This is a genomic window from Lysinibacillus sp. NPDC097195 (assembly GCF_044762075.1).
In the GTDB taxonomy this organism is placed as follows: domain Bacteria; phylum Bacillota; class Bacilli; order Bacillales_A; family Planococcaceae; genus Lysinibacillus.
In genome coordinates, this window is record NZ_JBIWDP010000001.1 from 1,707,520 (window position 1) to 1,723,717 (window position 16,198).

Consider the following 16,198-nt stretch of genomic DNA (forward strand, 5'->3'; position numbering starts at 1 on the left):
TTATTTTGCTTCAAAGAAGCTATCGTACACTTTGATTAGCTCATCGGCTCTATCTGAAATAACGAATAACACATAATTCCCTTTCGTTACGAGTTTATAGTTTTTAGCATTTTCATATTGATCTGGTAAATATTGTTCAAATGGTTTTTGCGCATTTTCCGCACGCTTTTTGACTGCTGCTTCGATATCTGGAATATCTTTAGCATCCTTTACTTTCAATATAGCAATTTCATTTGATTTAACGTTCATCAGCGGTATACGTACTGAATAATCCGCAAGCTTTGCTGCATCAATATTGTACACATCCTTTAATTCTTGCGCCGATAATTCCATAAAAGCAGGTTGTTCCACTTTTTCTAACATTTGATCTGCGATTTCCTTTGCAGATTGTTTTACTTCAATTGTCGATTGTTTTTCTCCTGAGCAAGCTGAGATTACCATAGCAAGCATCGCTGTTAATAAAATCATAATTGTTTTTTTCATATTTAAAGCTCCTTTTTCGTTGTGATTCAATGAGAGTAGACGTGGACCAACTATTTACGTTACATAAAAAAATGTTTTTTTTCATAAATTTTTATGATTCACTACATTTACATAATACACATTTAATAGTAAATACTTACATGTAATGTTTTTTCTATGTAAAAATAACCATAAAAAATGATACATCGTCTTGATTTCCGATGTATCATTTGGTTAAAATTATTTTCTTAATAAGCGATAAACTAAAGAAATATACAGTAAATCATACATAAAGGTTGCCATTGAGGTAATTGTAATTAATGGCGTTCTAAAATAGAAATAGAAGCCAATAGCAGCAAATAATGTCCCAATCATTTTACAAATGGCAATGGACATCGATTGACCTGCCATACTACCTCTACTCAGTAATAAACCGATAAATAACCCTGACATCATTAAATTTTGTAGAAAAGCTGCGTATTTCCCTTGCAAATCATGTAGTTCATGCGAGAGAGCCAAAATCATTAAAAAGCTGACTACAAGCGTAAATAGAAATGATATATAAAAAAGTTTCGAAGACATCGACTTTTTATATTCATTGCGCCCATAGATTAAATATTGCCACATAATGACAATGTCTAGTACAAACCAAATAAATGAAATACCCCTTTGTAAATCATTTTGCGGATAAATAAAGGTGAAAATAAATTCCCATGAAATATTAGCGCATATGGCAACCATCGGCATACCATATTTCTCATCTTGAAAGCCTCGTTTTATAATAAGTATGTATGTTAGAATCCAAAATATCCCCATACCTAACTGGCAAATAAATAGAAAATAAGATTGATTCATCAATCGCGCTCCTTTTAAACTGGCATCATAGCAAGCTCTACTTTGCTAATGTATGACTAGTAAGGATTCTATTATGTCAGTTAACAACGAGTATTAAGAAAATAGCTAGAGTCATTTAGCCTGTAAGAGCCGAAACCTATTGCATAAGCTATACATTGGCAATGCAATTCGATATAGTTAAACGGGGTGATGATATGAAAACTAAAATTTATTACAACAATGAGCAATTCATAGCAGGTACTACCTTAAAGGATATGACTGAACTTGAACAAAACAACATGGCATTACATGTGTGCACGAGCCCAGATGATGTGGTCAACAATCGAAAAAAATTAGCTGCTACCTTACAGTGCACTCTCCATGATTTTATTTGTACCGAGCAAACACATAGTGCTAATTTCCATCGAGCGACATTCGCCGATAAAGGGTTAGGTGCACTGCAACAAGATACTGCCATTGCCAATACAGATGCACTCTATACTTTTGAAAAAGGTTTAATGCTTTGTAGTTTTACAGCAGATTGTGTGCCAGTTATTTTTTATAATGAGCGTCAGGGCGTAATTGGCGTTATTCATTCTGGCTGGCAAGGAACTGTCAAAGAAGTAACATTGAAACTTTTCCAGCATTTAATCGATACAGAGCAATGCAATCCTCAAGATTTCCATGTGCAAATCGGCATGGCGCTAAGCCAACAGAAATTTGAAGTAGATACCGATGTATACGACCAATTTAAAGGTCTGGGCTATGCGGATAATTTTATGTATTACAATACAGAAACAAATAAGTATCATATTGATAACCAACAAACGGTTAAGAAACAATGTGAGCTCACTGGCATTCCATCACATCAAATTACTATTGACCCAACGTGTACGTTCCTTAGTGAGGAAGGTTTCTCCTACCGCCAAGATAAAGCATGCGGCAGACATTTAAGTTTTATTATGCGCAAATAACCTAACTTAAGCTGCAAAAAGGCAATTTATCACATTGGCTAAATATGATAAATTGCCTTTCTTCTATTTTTCATCATTTTCTAAAATGCTAAAAAATTGGCTATCCTATACAACATGTTCATTAATTTGTTTAGGAGGATATTGATGCATTTACGTTGTATCATTTTACTTAGCATACTAATTTCAGTCTTTAATATTTTGGATGGGGTGGCTACACATTTTGGATTACTGTATAATAAAATCGATGAATTAAATCCGCTAATGCGCTTTTTATGGGTTTTAAGCCCTTCATTATTTTTAGCGGTGAAAATAGCGCTATCATTGTCCATTTCGTATCTTTCTTATTTAATCTATAGGTTGAGCGGCCGTCGATTCCAACAACTATATACGATTAGTCTAGCAACTATTTTTGTCCTTTACTCGTTAATATTAAGTTTACATTTGTATTGGCTAACTGCCCTTTAAATACTTATTTTAATGTTCCCGTACTAATAATCGATGTTTTGACATGCACATCAATAGCTACTTTACTAAGAATTTCCCTCTTCTTTTCCGTTGTCCATTTCCCATGGTAGTACATACGGAAATATTCACTTATACCACTTGGATCTACTTGCCACTCATTAAGTTCAGATAAAAACTTTTTAATATCATGCTCTAATTCCTTATTAACATCTTTTTCTAAATCAGCTATGCTTTCTGTTGTAAATAAATCATTCTCTCTTTCGCCTTTATACTCACTTAATGTACCTTTTATCGTTATGGAGATTGTGAGCTTAGGTGAAGTCATACTTTTATTGCTCTCAATATGGACGTCATTTTGCACTAAATCAATTAATAATTTTTCTTTACCGTGCCCTTGTTCCATATTAATATCTAATGGTGCAAGGTTTTTTCGTCCTTGTATTGCCTGAATAATAAGTGCCTCATTTGGCGTTATTAATTCAAACATATGGCCATCTTTAAAAACGGCAACTCCTTTAATTTCAATTTTATCATTCGTTTTATCAACCAATGGTATAATCGGGTCAAATACTGGATTTGTTATCGTATACATAAAATCATGGATGTTGGTATTCGGATTAAATGCTGTATTAATGCTCGGTTGCAATAAATCATTTAAATAAAAGTTAATATTCGGTTTATCTGGGTAATTAAATTTTAGCATGTCCTCCCCTTTGTCCTTCACAATCGCAATTAGTACTTTGTTCCCAACCTCAGCATTGCGGTATAAATGTTGAATCACTTTTCGTACATTACCTTGTCGTGCAAACTCTTCATTAAACAACACCACACGTAATTGATTAAAGACAATTTTTTTATCTGAAAGCTTTTCAATTTCCACAACGCCATTGGATACAAGCTCCGTAACAACTGTAAACGTCTGTGTGCTTCGTTGCGCTTCAGGTGAATATTGTGGGATGGCGACAGTCAGTTTCATATTGTCCTTATCCATATAATCAAATGCGATTATTCCAACCATACCAACATCCTCAAGTGGCACTTTTTTTTCTTTCTCCGCACAAGCAGTTAACACGAACAGATGTAGGAAAAGTGTGAGATATAGAAGTTTTCTGCTCATCATTGCACCTGCTTCTTTTTCCGAAGTACGTAAATAATAATTAACAATACAGGCCACAAAATTAACATATAGCCAACATAATAGGTAGCTGTAAATAGTTTTTCTTGAAAATCTCTTGAAGATGGCATTTTCACAATAAAGAAAATGATAACGGCTAAAATATATAAGTAGACATTACTTTTTTTAGAAACCAATGAATCTACGCCTTTTTTTGCACACCATACATAAGCAGCGACCGTCGAAAAAATTAGAAACACCCATAATGTAATACCGAAAATATCAATCCTTTCAATAAAGGAAAACTCGCCAGCTTTAAATAAGTTCAAAACGGAAAACTCCACATTTACAAGCTGCCATTCGGAATAATACATGACACTAATCGCCGTGGTAATAAAACAAATACCAATACTAATCCAAATCCCGATTAACGAATGACGGTAAGCCTTTTTTTGATCGACAATATATGGATAATAAAACATAATTAACTCATAACCTAAAATCGATAAGTAGCCCTTTTTGAATGCCTCATAAAAATCATTAACACTAAAAAAGTTAAATAAAGGTAGAAAATGACTCATGCTACCTTTTTCAAAAGCCCAGTGCGTAAAATACACCATGCCAATCGTTAGAAAAAACGTCAGTATACAAAACCGTGCAATCGATTTAATACCCCCACTAACAATGTAAATAAGCAATAGTAGAAAACACAATACAGGTCCTGTAATGGTTTGCTCTTGCAGGGCAGTGCTTTGAATAAGATGCATATAATCACTAATAATGCCTGCACTAAAAGTGATAAATTGTATGACAAAAAATAAATTCATCAATTTCCCAAACCATTTACCAAGTAAAATTTCGTTTATTTGGAATAAGGTTGCATTTGGATATTTTGCATTAATCCAAATCATTGGATAAAGTGTAATACTTGCTATAACGCCAAATAGTAATGGCATAAAAGCTTGGCTATACCCTAAAGAGCTCAGTTGTTGAGGTAGTGAGAGAATGCCAGTACCAATCATTACACTTTGTGCTAAAAAAACGACATGATATGCATTTAAAAGCTTGGGCTTACTCGTAGCTGTACTCAACTTTAACCACCTCAAATTCTGTAAAAGCTATTATTTTTTTTGAGCTCTCGAAATACCCTTCTTTGCTTTTATATATTTTGTTGGAAAGCGAATAATACTATCGAGTAAATCACTAGCATTCCGTGGAACAAATGGCGTCATATAAGGTGTACCTAAAGAATTTAAACGTAGTAAATGCGTAAATAACCAGGCAAACGCGAGCATAAGACCATACAATCCAAAAAGTCCTGCAGATAATATAAAAATATAACGAACAAATCTACTTGTATTCGCTAATAAAAAAATCGGTGGTAGGAAAGAAAGTAAAGCTGATGTTGCAACTAATACAATTAAAATATTACTAAGCAAACCTGCTTCAACCGCAGCGGTTCCAATTACGATACCTCCAACGATACCAATCGTTTGACCTACTTTGGCAGGCATTCGAGAACCGGCTTCACGCAATACTTCTATAATTAATTCAATAAATAATACTTCCATAAGGGGTGGAAACGGTACTTTACTTCTGGATTCCTGAAGATTTAATAATAATTCATATGGTAAAACCTCAGGATGGAATGTCAAAGCAGAAATATACATTGGTGTAATCATAATGGTTAGAAAAAAGCCAAAAAAGCGAAGCATCCGTAGCAACGATGCCGTTGTCCAACGGTTATAATAATCTTCAACAGATACAAACATTTCAAAAAAAGATGTAGGACAAACAATAGCTGCCTGGCTATTATCCATAAATACTACAATTCGTCCATCAATAAGATACTGGCTTACGCTGTCTGGTCGAACACTCATATAATACTGCGGAAAAGGAGATAACGGATTGTCCTCGATTAATTGTTTAAGCTCTGATATATCTGAAAAAAAGGGATATTGTAAGTTATTCAGTCGATTTCTTAATACCTCAAGATTTTCTTTGTTCACAATATCATCCATATACATCATGGAGATTTTAATACTCGTTTCAGTTCCAACAGTAAGTATTTCATTTTTCAACACAGGGTTTTGAATTCTTCTTTTTAATAGAGAGATATTAGTCTCTAATGATTCCGTAAATGCATCCTGCGGTCCAATAACAGTTGACTCGGTTTCCGTATTTGTTATGGATCGTGTTGGGGCACTATACGTATCAATGACTTGTAATAAAGCAGGTTTGTGGAAAAATAGTAACGATTGACCTGCATTTAATTTTTGTAAAATAACATCCATATCTTGTAAGTCGATTGTTTCAGACACTTGAAAAATTTGATTAATATGATTTGTTAGCGGAATGAAAACCATTGTTTGTAATGTCATTTTCTCAATAAGAGAGGAGAAATAAATGATCGTAACAACACCTGCGTCTGTAGCCATTTTTTTAAAAACTACATCATCAATATCTTGCGTTTGTCGCTTTATGTTGTCGATCACTTGCTGTTCTTTTTCTTCCATGTCATTACTCCCCCCCTTTATAAACGCAAATGAAACATTATTACACGCACACGCCATATTTTTTAAGTAGGTTGTCCTTTTTCTCAATAAATATGTGTGCAATTGCGCTAAAATTTTGCATTTATATAAGTATTAAAAAAGAGTGTAGGCAAACTCAAATAATGAGTTTGTCTACACTCTAGACGGCAGTATCTCCAATACAAGAGAACTATCGTATTCTATTATTTTGCACGCTTGTTAGCAGGTCTATTTTTTCCAATACCGAACACATAATAGCTCAATGTCACAAGTAAAAGAAAAATAATACCGACGATTAATGAAACGCGTGTATCGTCATTAAACCACATACCGATAAGTACCATGACTAAAAATGCAATTGTCGCATAGTTTGTCAACGGAGCGAAAGGCGTTTTAAATGGGTGTTTTTCCAACTGCGCTCCTTTTTCTTTTCGGAAGCGAATTTGGCTTATTAAAATAATAAACCATGGAATCATCCCAGGAAGAACACTTGCACTATAAACATAGACGAATAGATTTTCCGGCGCAATATAACTTAAAATAACACCTACAACTAAACCTACTAATACGCCCGCTGTGCCTAATATTGGCACGCCATTATTTGAAATTTTAGCAAAGAATTTAGGTGCTTGACCATTCATCGCTAGTGTATAAAGCATACGACCAGCACTATAAATCCCACTATTACAGCCACTCATAGCTGCTGTAATCACTACAAAGTTAATGATACCGGCTGCTGCAGTAATCCCGACTTTTGCAAAAGTCGCAACAAATGGACTACCAATAGTGCCTAATTCATCCCACGGATAAACCGTTACAATAATAAAAATCGCACCGATATAGAAAATTAAAATACGCCAAATAATACTTTGAATTGCATTAGTAATCGTTGTTTGAGGGTTTTTTGCTTCGCCCGCTGTGATTCCGATTAATTCTACTCCTTGGTAGGCTGCAACAACTAAAGATAATGCAAAGAAGAACCCTGACCATCCTCCTGTAAAGAAGCCACCATGCGACCAAAGATTTGATAACCCTATTGCCACACCATCATTTCCAAAGCCAAAGAAAATAAGGCCAATACCCGCCACAATCATTAGCACAATTGTAACGATTTTAATCATCGCAAACCAAAACTCAAATTCTCCAAATGATTTAACTGAAATAAAGTTGGCTACAGCTAATATCACCATAGCAATTAATCCTGGAATCCATGCAGGTAAATCTGGATACCAATACTGCATATATGTGCCGACTGCAATAATTTCGGACATTCCGACAATAACCCACTGGAACCAGTTACTCCACGCCGTTAAATAGCCTGCCAAAGGATGAATATATTTATAACCAAATGTTGCGAATGAGCCTGTACTTGGTTCTACATAGAGCATCTCACCCATTGCTCGCATAATAAAAAATATAAAAATGCCTGATATAGCATATGCAAGGAGCACAGACGGACCAGTCCACTGAATCGCACTAGCGGAACCCATAAATAGACCAACACCTATTGTTCCACCAAGAGCTATCATCTGAATATGACGCGCCTCTAATCCTCTCTTTAATTCTTTTTTCGCCACTTGTATACGCCTCTTTCTATCTTCATATTGCTTCGATAAATTACTTTATAAATCATAATAAATTCTTCCGGAAAACACAAATGTATTTTTAGGAAAAACATACTTTTACGAATTCTAGATTGCTATTTAGCACATGTGTGGTGGACTGACATCAATAACTGAGCATACTCTCAATCCTTACATAGCAAGGGAGATTGTCAAAAAATACAGTCATGACAAACAATCTTTCTCTACAAAAAAAACTACTTTTAACTATTATGTAACAAAACTAATGTACGGTTTATTGTTTTTTGAATATTCAAAATAGTTATTTCAACATAATTAAATACTCGATTTCTTATCTGCTTTTAGATTTTTACGATAATTAGGACTATTCAACTGCAAATTAGCAAAAATAATTGACCTACAAGTAAAAAAAGTATAATATTTTTACATATTTCTATGAAAAAGAGGCTTACATGTGAGAAATTTATTATTTAGAAAAAAAAACATTACGGATTTATTAAAGAATGAAGGAACTGTTCAACTCAAACAGACACTTGGGGCTTTTGATCTCATATTGCTTGGCGTCGGTGCTATAGTGGGTACAGGCATTTTCATCTTACCTGGAACAGTCGCAGCGACCCATGCAGGGCCTGGTATTGTCTTCTCTTTTATCATTGCAGCAATCGTCTGTGCATTAGCAGGCATGTGCTATTCTGAGTTTTCTTCAAGTGTCCCTGTCACGGGGAGTGCTTACACATATGGCTATATTGTATTTGGTGAAATTGTGGCTTGGTTAGTTGGCTGGGCATTACTATTAGAATATGGCCTAGCTGTTGCAGCCGTTGCAACAGGATGGTCATCCTATTTAAGCGCTCTACTAGCAGGCTTTCATATTTCAATTCCTACCGCTATTTCAGGATCATTTAATCCCTCTGAAGGTACGTATGTTAATTTACCCGCAATCGTCATTATATTTGTGACTGCCTTCTTCTTAATGTTAGGCATAAAAGAATCAACTAGATTGAATTCCATCATGGTATTTTTAAAAGTTGCAGTAATTTTACTATTTATTGGCGTTGGTGTATTTTACGTAGAGCCAACAAACTGGCAACCGTTCCTACCATTTGGTGTTAATGGCGTATTGGGGGGTGCAGCACTTGTATTTTTCGCCTACCTTGGGTTTGATGCTGTTTCATCAGCAGCTGAAGAAGTAAAAAATCCTCAACGAAATATGCCAATTGGCATTATAGGTTCTATATTAATATGTACTGTACTTTACATTGTAGTATCACTTGTACTAACAGGGATGGTCCCTTACTCTGAGTTAAATGTTAGTGATCCTGTCAGCTATGTTATGCAACTCGTTCATCAAGACTGGATTGCAGGTATCATTTCACTTGGTGCTGTAGTAGGTATGATGACGGTTATTCTAGTCATGTCCTATGGGGGAACTCGTTTATTGTACGCATTAGGTCGTGATGGACTACTACCAAAAAGTATGGCTGAGCTAAGTCCCAAATATAAAACTCCAGTGAAGAATACTTGGATTTACGCTGTCCTTGTTGCTTTCTGTGCGGGCTTCCTTCCATTGTCCAAGCTTACTGAACTTGTCAATATGGGTACGCTGGTAGCTTTCACAATCGTTTCAATTGGCGTGATTTTTTTACGCAAAAATAAAAACATTCCATCGGGTGGTTTTAAAGTGCCATTCTTCCCAATCATCCCGATTTTATCATTTGTAATGTGCTTATTTTTAATCTCCCAGCTAACTGTCCATACATGGATTGCATGTGGACTGTGGTTTCTATTAGGCTTAATTGTCTACTTTGTATATGGAATCAAGCACAGTACAATGAAGTAAGTGACAGGCACTCAAACAATTCTGAATTTTGCTAGTAGGTTGTTTTTAGGACATAAGAAATCCTAATAAACTACGTAGACAACTTAAGGAACACATGAAAAATAAGCCGCAACAAACGACGCGACAGCGACGGTTTGTTGCGGCTTACAATGTGCTTCAGGTGTGACAGGCACTCAAACAATTCTGAAAATTCAGTTATTTTATTGTAATAATGTTTGCTCCTGAAGTTTTGCCGCAAAATATTTGCGTGCATCCGCTGTAAGAATTTGCAAATGTACTACTTCCTCCTGCCGCGCAAACTCTACAAACATACCACTTAAATTTTCATATACGTATTGAATTTTAAAGCCATTGTCTAAAAAGTCGTCAACCTTTTTGATTTCCTCCGTACTTTGTAAATAATCTGACATATCTTCACCCCTCTTTACCTAACTACTCAGCACCTTTTATTTCGAGTACTGGGTCCACTTGCTCTACAGTTTTACCATCCTCTGAACCAACTGCGGGCTGTGACACAAACTCTTGCCCAAATAGTTCATCCAAGTTATGACCAGCCGTAATTCCTAAATACTTTGTATCGCTCGGATCGTCTAGTTCAGCCTGAGGATATTTTTTAAACCACCAATACTTGGCTAACACATAATAAACCAATGCCCCAACAACAAATCCTACTAATGAAGAATACGCTGAAAAAACATTTGCCACTGCCCCACCTATTATCCAAGCAATTAATCCAGCTAAATTAAAGCCGTTCAAATATTTAAATTGACCATTTAGCTCATACAAATCTTTTACATTCACCCGTCGTTTGCGAATCAAATAATAATCTGCAAATAAAATACCGACAATGGCTGTTAAAATACCGCCTATAATTAATAGCGCATTCACTAAAACATCAAATAAGCTCCATGGTTGAGCAAGAATGCCAATAATACCTGCAATAACAACGCCTACCCAGAATGGTACTTTGGGGCCACCAATATTTGAAAAAATAGTAGCTGCTGGAATCACATTGGCTGATGTATTTGTTGACCATTGCGCTAAAACAATCATTAATAAAAGTATGCCTAGTATAAAGCCACTTGCGCTTTGCTGTAATGCGTTTATTGGGTCTGCTGATGCGACAGCCATATAACAGACCGCACCAATTGTAACGATAAACGTATTCGTAATTGGCATGACAATTAAGGAACCGACTAACTGTGTTTTATTGCGTTTAAACCAATTGCGCTCATTTTTTGGTGCTTTAAAGAAGCGAGAAAGTGAAGGCATATCAGCTGCTAATGTTGCCCAGAATCCCATATTCGCCATAATAACAATCATAAATGCCGTAAATGCCGCTACGCCGGTAGCTGGCGTTTCAACCCAAGTCCAAACATCTTTTCCTTGGGCAGTGGCAGCATCTGCTAATGTGATATACATCCAGCAGGAAATTAGTATAATAATAGGCGCAGCTAAATCTGCAAACCGCTCAATAGATTTAATGCCTAGCGAGGTATTAAATAATTGAAGAGCAGCAAAGACAAGAAAACATAAAAACCAATTATTAAATCCAAATAATAAATTTAAAATACCGTTAATGGCCATCGCTCCAAAATAGGTGTTCAGGCCAAACCAACAAGCCGCTGTTACTCCTCGAACTAACGACGGTATATGCGTCCCTAACGTCCCAAATGGTGCACGCATATAGACTGGAAAAGACAAGCCATGCTCGATACCGATATCCCCAATTAACGTCATAAATACGCCGATTAAACAAGAGCCAATTAACGTAGCTAAAATAACCATTGGCAATGGCAAACTCATAATAGCTGAACCACCAATTGCAAAAGCCGCTAAGACAATAGCCATCCCTATCCAAATAACTGCAAAACCAAATGTTCCAATATTTCTTTGTTGATGTGTCACTGGAAGTAAATCAGGGGATTTCAAATAATTCCCGTCATGTTCCATACATTTCGCTCCTTTTTAATAAATTATGCATTTGGCACAGACAACCAAATTCGTGACTGTGCCGCTACATGATTTCATTCAAGCAAATAGCATTGTGAATGAAATTTTCCGTGACAACTCCATGAAGCTTTCCTCCCTTTAGAAAAACACTAAAGCAAGGTGGAATAACAGTTACTCATTAACAGTTGCGAACCTATTATTTAGATAGACTACTCATTAACAATTGGCGTTCATTCCAAGTCATTGGCGCAATAGCAGATTTTCTTTCTACCATGGTAATTGCCCCATCTACCGGACAGACAATGGAGCATAAGTTACACCCAACGCAATCTTCTTCACGAACCTTTAACTTAGCTACCCCATTTTCCGTATATAAATCGATACATTGATGAGATGTATCTTCACATGCAATATGGCACTTATTACAGTTAATACAGACATCATTATTAATTTCCGCAACAATTTTATAATTTAAATCTAAATTACCCCAATCTGAATAACGGGACACTGAGCGGCCGACTAAATCCATTACGGAAGCTATGCCTTTGTCGTCTAAATAATTATTTAATCCGTCAATCATATCTTCGACAATGCTAAACCCATGATGCATCGCTGCAGTACATACTTGCACACCTGTGGCACCCATTAAGATAAACTCCGCAGCATCTTGCCAATTCGAAATACCACCAATACCCGATATTGGAACATTCATATGCTGACTACGAGCACATTCTGCTACCATATTAAGGGCAATCGGCTTAACAGCTGGACCACAATAGCCACCATGTGCACCTTTCCCCGCAACATGGGGTACCGTATTCCAAGTATCTAAATCGACACCTGCTAAGCTGTTAATCGTATTAATCATACTAATAGCATCTGCGCCACCTCTTGTTGCCGCTTCTGCCGTTACTGTGATATCTGTAATATTAGGCGTTAGCTTTACAATAACCGGTGTACGTGCTGCTTCTTTTACCCAATACGTTTGCTTCTCCACCAATTCAGGTACTTGACCAGAGGCGGAGCCCATTCCTCGTTCTGCCATGCCATGTGGACAACCAAAGTTAAGCTCAAGTCCATCTACCCCCACATCTTCTACGCGTTTGACAATTTCATGCCACTTTTCCTGCTTTGGTTCTACCATCAGGGAAGCAATAATGGCATGCTGAGGGAACCTTTTTTTCGTTTCATAAATCTCTTTTAAATTCACCTCTAACGGTCGATCGGTAATTAACTCAATGTTATTGAAACCTGCCACACGTTGTCCGTTATAACTAACCGCTGCAAAACGTGAAGAAACATTCAAAATCGGTTCTCCTAATGTTTTCCACACTGCACCACCCCACCCTGCTTCAAACGCACGCTGCACTTGATAGCCGGAGTTCGTTGGTGGTGCTGATGCTAGCCAAAATGGATTTGGTGATTTAATGCCCGCTAAATCAATTCGTAAATCTGCCATGTCACTGCCCCCCTTATGCAATCTCGCTTGGTTTTCTTAATCGTTCATGAATCTTATAAGCTGCATCTTTACCTTGCTGAACAGCTGTGACAACCATTGCTTCACCTTGGCCATTGCCAAAAACAACATCCCCACATGCAAATACCTTTTTATTCGATGTTTGCATCGTTGTTTCATCAATATCGACAACGCCATTTGTATGTTGTAGGCCAAACGCTTCAATTAAAGACACAAAGCGTGTTTGACCGATTGCTTTAATGACCGCATCAACAGGTAATATAAAGTTGGACCCTGCAATTTCCTCTGGTCTTTGACGACCATCTGCTCCTGCTTCGCCAAGTTTCATATTCACGCATTCAATGCCTACGACCTCTCCAGCTTCATTGCCGACTATTTTTTTCGGCGCAGTTAACCACTTAAATTCGACCCCATCTTGCTTAGCAAATTCAAACTCAAATTTATAGGCTGTCATTTCTTTTTGTGTTCTTCGATAAAGAATTTTTACATTATCTGCACCTAAGCGTACAGCACAAGTGGCGCCATCAATTGCGGTATTCCCAGCACCAATAACAGCAACACGTTTCCCTACTAAATCAGTTGGAAGCGCTCCCATTTTTGTTTGCTTTACAAATTCAATGGCATCATGCACCCCGTCAAGATTTTCTCCTTCAATACCAAGGTTTGGCACTGCACCCATACCAACGGCTAAAATGACACTGTCATATTGTTGTAAAATTTTTTCTGCTGATATATCAATACCGACTGTTGTATTTGTTTGAATATTGACACCTAGCTTTTCAACTTGCTCCACTTCCCAGTCAGCTACTTCATTTGGTAAACGGAATGATACGATACCGTAGCTCCCTAAACCACCTGCCTTTGCTTCAGCCTCATAGATCGTCACACTATAGCCAAAACGACTAAGCTCACGTGCCGCCGAAAGACCTGCTGGACCAGCCCCAATAATCGCCACTTTTAGTCCGTTGCTTTCACCTTTGGTAAACAGCTGTGCACCCGTCTCCATCGCCCAATCAGTGGCATAACGCTGTAATTCTCCGATTTTTATTGGCTTTGTGGAGGAATTTAATACACATGCCCCTTCACAGAGCTCTTCTGTTGGACAAACTCTCGCACAACTTGCGCCAATTGGGTTTGCTTCTAATATAGTAGTTGCTGAGCCCTTCATATTACCGGATGCAATTTTTTTTATAAAATTCGGGATTTGAATGCTTGTTGGACAAGCTTTAATACAAGGTGCGTCATAACAATAGAGGCAACGATTTGCTTCTTCTATTGCTTGATTTTTTGTCATTTTGCTCGTTAATTCAACAAAATTACGCTGCAGTTGCTTGGTCAATGCATGTTCTTGAATTGGAACCATTTCCACATCCCCCTCATGTGTTCTTGATATACTTGCCATTGTTTAATAGCCGATTGTTTTGTTCTCCAGTCAAAACAATCGGCCATGCAATACCTATCATTGAATTACGTCTCAAGCTCTTCTACGCAAAGCCAGTTATATTTTTATTGTTTCTACAGCAGTTGTTGTCAACGCACGTTTAATATATTGTCCACTGCCTAATATCCCGACAAATTCTTTATCCTTAATCACATATTCCCCACGGACAAGGACCGAAGTTGGTTCGCCCGTGACTTCCCACCCTTCATATGGATTGTAATCCACATTCATATGGTGCGTTTTAGCTGAAATTTCTCGTTTTACATCAGGATCGAAAATCACTATATCCGCATCAGAACCAATTGCAATGGTGCCTTTTTGCGGGAATAAACCGAAAATTTTTGCCGCACTTGTGGAAATCATATCGACAAATTCATTAATTGTTATTTTCCCTTTTGCAACACCTTCTGAATATAAGATGCTAAAGCGATCTTCAATAAACGGTCCTCCGTTTGGAATTTTAGAAAAATCATTTAATCCTAATTGCTTTTTACCATTAAAACTAAATGAGCATTGATCCGAACCAATTGTTTGTAATTGCTTTGCTTTTAACGCATTCCAAAGATGTTCCTGATGATATTTCGGGCGAAGTGGCGGTGACCACACATATTTTGCACCTTCAAAGCCTGGTTGTGCTAAGGCAGACTGATCTAATGTTAAATAAGGAGGGCATGTTTCGCCAAAGACGTCATAGCCTTTTTCACGTGCTGCAATAATTTCGTCCACCGCTTCTTTACACGTAACATGGACAACATAAAGCGTTGCACCTGCGATATGGGCTAGTTCAATAGCACGCTTTGTCGCCTCACCCTCTAATTCAGCTGGACGTGTAAGCGCATGATAAATCGGCTCTTTATGGCCCGCACGTCTTGCCTCTTCTACAAGCTCATCAATCACAGAGCCATTTTCACAGTGCACCATTACCGTAGCGCCAACATCCTTAGCTATTTTGAACGCTTTAAATAGTGTGCGGTCTGTCGCTTGGAATTCTTTTGCATAGGCCATAAAGACCTTTACAGATGTAATCCCTTCTTGTTCGAGTAACACGGGTAACTCCGCCTCTGTTTCTGGCGTTAACTCACCAATCATTAAATGGAATCCATAATCAATGGCCGATTTCCCCTTTGCCTTCTCATGCCACTTTTCAACTGCAGTAGAAAGTTTCTTTTCACCAGCTGTTAAACAGAAGTCTAATATCGTTGTCGTACCACCAAATGCCGCCGCAATCGTACCCGATTTCCAGTCATCATCTGTCACGGTATTATTAAAGGGCATATCTAAATGTGTATGGGGATCAATGCCTCCAGGCAAGACATATTTACCAGTTGCATCAATGATTTCTGCCCCTTCAACGGAAATATTTTTGCCAATTTGTACAATCTTACCGTTGTCTATAAGAATATCTGCCTCGTACACATCTGATGCAGTTGCTATTCGTCCACCTTGAATAATTTTTTTCATGTTATCCCTCACCTTTCGTGTCAGTTCAAGAAAAATTGTGTTGAAGCTATTCTAGTAGTC

Annotated in this window: 14 protein-coding genes; 3 read left to right on the top strand and 11 right to left on the bottom strand. The window is 37.2% G+C overall.

Translation table 11 applies throughout. From position 1 onward, the window contains the following. Positions 1–483, bottom strand: a complete 483-nt coding sequence (locus ACIQXI_RS08830; RefSeq protein ID WP_402923555.1) for a DUF4358 domain-containing protein — start codon at positions 481–483, stop codon at positions 1–3. 219 nt (positions 484–702) lie between these two features. Then, on the bottom strand, positions 703–1,317 hold the full coding sequence (locus ACIQXI_RS08835; RefSeq protein ID WP_402923558.1) for a transmembrane-type terpene cyclase: 615 nt from the start codon (positions 1,315–1,317) through the stop codon (positions 703–705). Positions 1,318–1,511: 194 nt separating this feature from the next. On the opposite strand from ACIQXI_RS08835, the gene pgeF reads away from it, so the two are divergent. Both pgeF and ACIQXI_RS08845 read left to right on the top strand, forming a co-directional pair. Further along, positions 1,512–2,270 carry a peptidoglycan editing factor PgeF gene (gene pgeF, locus ACIQXI_RS08840; protein ID WP_402923561.1) on the top strand — a complete coding sequence of 253 codons (759 nt, stop codon included), beginning with the start codon at positions 1,512–1,514 and terminating at the stop codon, positions 2,268–2,270. A 144-nt stretch (positions 2,271–2,414) separates the two neighbouring features. After that, on the top strand, positions 2,415–2,735 hold the full coding sequence (locus ACIQXI_RS08845; protein ID WP_402923564.1) for a DUF5658 family protein: 321 nt from the start codon (positions 2,415–2,417) through the stop codon (positions 2,733–2,735). 4 nt (positions 2,736–2,739) lie between these two features. On the opposite strand, the gene ACIQXI_RS08850 is transcribed toward ACIQXI_RS08845, so the two are convergent. The 4 genes from ACIQXI_RS08850 to ACIQXI_RS08865 all read right to left on the bottom strand — a co-directional run bounded on the left by ACIQXI_RS08850 (position 2,740) and on the right by ACIQXI_RS08865 (position 7,960). Next, entirely contained in the window at positions 2,740–3,852 is a 1,113-nt protein-coding gene (locus tag ACIQXI_RS08850) for a Ger(x)C family spore germination protein (RefSeq protein ID WP_402923566.1), read from the bottom strand. Continuing rightward, positions 3,852–4,940, bottom strand: coding sequence for a GerAB/ArcD/ProY family transporter (locus ACIQXI_RS08855; protein WP_402923569.1), 1,089 nt, complete (start codon positions 4,938–4,940; stop codon positions 3,852–3,854). Before ACIQXI_RS08855 ends, ACIQXI_RS08850 begins: the two co-directional genes overlap by 1 nt. 30 nt (positions 4,941–4,970) lie before the next feature. Next, positions 4,971–6,365, bottom strand: a complete 1,395-nt coding sequence (locus ACIQXI_RS08860; RefSeq protein ID WP_402923572.1) for a spore germination protein — start codon at positions 6,363–6,365, stop codon at positions 4,971–4,973. A 221-nt stretch (positions 6,366–6,586) separates the two neighbouring features. Next, positions 6,587–7,960 (bottom strand): amino acid permease, encoded by a 1,374-nt coding sequence (locus tag ACIQXI_RS08865; RefSeq protein WP_402923575.1) that lies wholly within the window; start codon positions 7,958–7,960, stop codon positions 6,587–6,589. A gap of 460 nt (positions 7,961–8,420) precedes the next feature. Here ACIQXI_RS08865 and bcaP point away from each other — a divergent pair, with 460 nt between their 5' ends. After that, a complete protein-coding gene (bcaP, locus tag ACIQXI_RS08870) occupies positions 8,421–9,806 on the top strand; it encodes a branched-chain amino acid transporter BcaP (protein ID WP_402923578.1) in 1,386 nt (461 codons plus the stop codon). 200 nt (positions 9,807–10,006) lie between these two features. On the opposite strand, the gene ACIQXI_RS08875 is transcribed toward bcaP, so the two are convergent. The 5 genes from ACIQXI_RS08875 to hydA form a co-directional block, all read right to left on the bottom strand. Next, entirely contained in the window at positions 10,007–10,216 is a 210-nt protein-coding gene (locus ACIQXI_RS08875) for a hypothetical protein (protein WP_402923581.1), read from the bottom strand. A 22-nt stretch (positions 10,217–10,238) separates the two neighbouring features. Continuing rightward, positions 10,239–11,759, bottom strand: coding sequence for an NCS1 family transporter (locus tag ACIQXI_RS08880; protein WP_402923584.1), 1,521 nt, complete (start codon positions 11,757–11,759; stop codon positions 10,239–10,241). Positions 11,760–11,955: 196 nt separating this feature from the next. Continuing rightward, a complete protein-coding gene (gene preA / locus ACIQXI_RS08885; protein WP_402923585.1) occupies positions 11,956–13,218 on the bottom strand; it encodes an NAD-dependent dihydropyrimidine dehydrogenase subunit PreA in 1,263 nt (420 codons plus the stop codon). 13 nt (positions 13,219–13,231) lie between these two features. Continuing rightward, positions 13,232–14,599, bottom strand: coding sequence for an NAD(P)-dependent oxidoreductase (locus ACIQXI_RS08890; RefSeq protein WP_402923587.1), 1,368 nt, complete (start codon positions 14,597–14,599; stop codon positions 13,232–13,234). 135 nt (positions 14,600–14,734) lie between these two features. Further along, positions 14,735–16,138, bottom strand: a complete 1,404-nt coding sequence (gene hydA, locus ACIQXI_RS08895; RefSeq protein WP_402923588.1) for a dihydropyrimidinase — start codon at positions 16,136–16,138, stop codon at positions 14,735–14,737. Positions 16,139–16,198: the final 60 nt, after the last annotated feature.

Excerpts from the sequence above, each read along its gene's own strand:
- ACIQXI_RS08875 (WP_402923581.1), bottom strand. The coding sequence starts at position 10,216 with ATGTCAGATTATTTACAAAGTACGGAGGAAATCAAAAAGGTTGACGAC.
- ACIQXI_RS08845 (WP_402923564.1), top strand. The coding sequence starts at position 2,415 with ATGCATTTACGTTGTATCATTTTACTTAGCATACTAATTTCAGTCTTT.
- hydA (WP_402923588.1), bottom strand. The coding sequence starts at position 16,138 with ATGAAAAAAATTATTCAAGGTGGACGAATAGCAACTGCATCAGATGTG.
- ACIQXI_RS08890 (WP_402923587.1), bottom strand. The coding sequence starts at position 14,599 with ATGGTTCCAATTCAAGAACATGCATTGACCAAGCAACTGCAGCGTAAT.
- ACIQXI_RS08835 (WP_402923558.1), bottom strand. The coding sequence starts at position 1,317 with ATGAATCAATCTTATTTTCTATTTATTTGCCAGTTAGGTATGGGGATA.
- ACIQXI_RS08830 (WP_402923555.1), bottom strand. The coding sequence starts at position 483 with ATGAAAAAAACAATTATGATTTTATTAACAGCGATGCTTGCTATGGTA.
- ACIQXI_RS08850 (WP_402923566.1), bottom strand. The coding sequence starts at position 3,852 with ATGAGCAGAAAACTTCTATATCTCACACTTTTCCTACATCTGTTCGTG.
- ACIQXI_RS08880 (WP_402923584.1), bottom strand. The coding sequence starts at position 11,759 with ATGGAACATGACGGGAATTATTTGAAATCCCCTGATTTACTTCCAGTG.
- pgeF (WP_402923561.1), top strand. The coding sequence starts at position 1,512 with ATGAAAACTAAAATTTATTACAACAATGAGCAATTCATAGCAGGTACT.
- ACIQXI_RS08860 (WP_402923572.1), bottom strand. The coding sequence starts at position 6,365 with ATGGAAGAAAAAGAACAGCAAGTGATCGACAACATAAAGCGACAAACG.
- preA (WP_402923585.1), bottom strand. The coding sequence starts at position 13,218 with ATGGCAGATTTACGAATTGATTTAGCGGGCATTAAATCACCAAATCCA.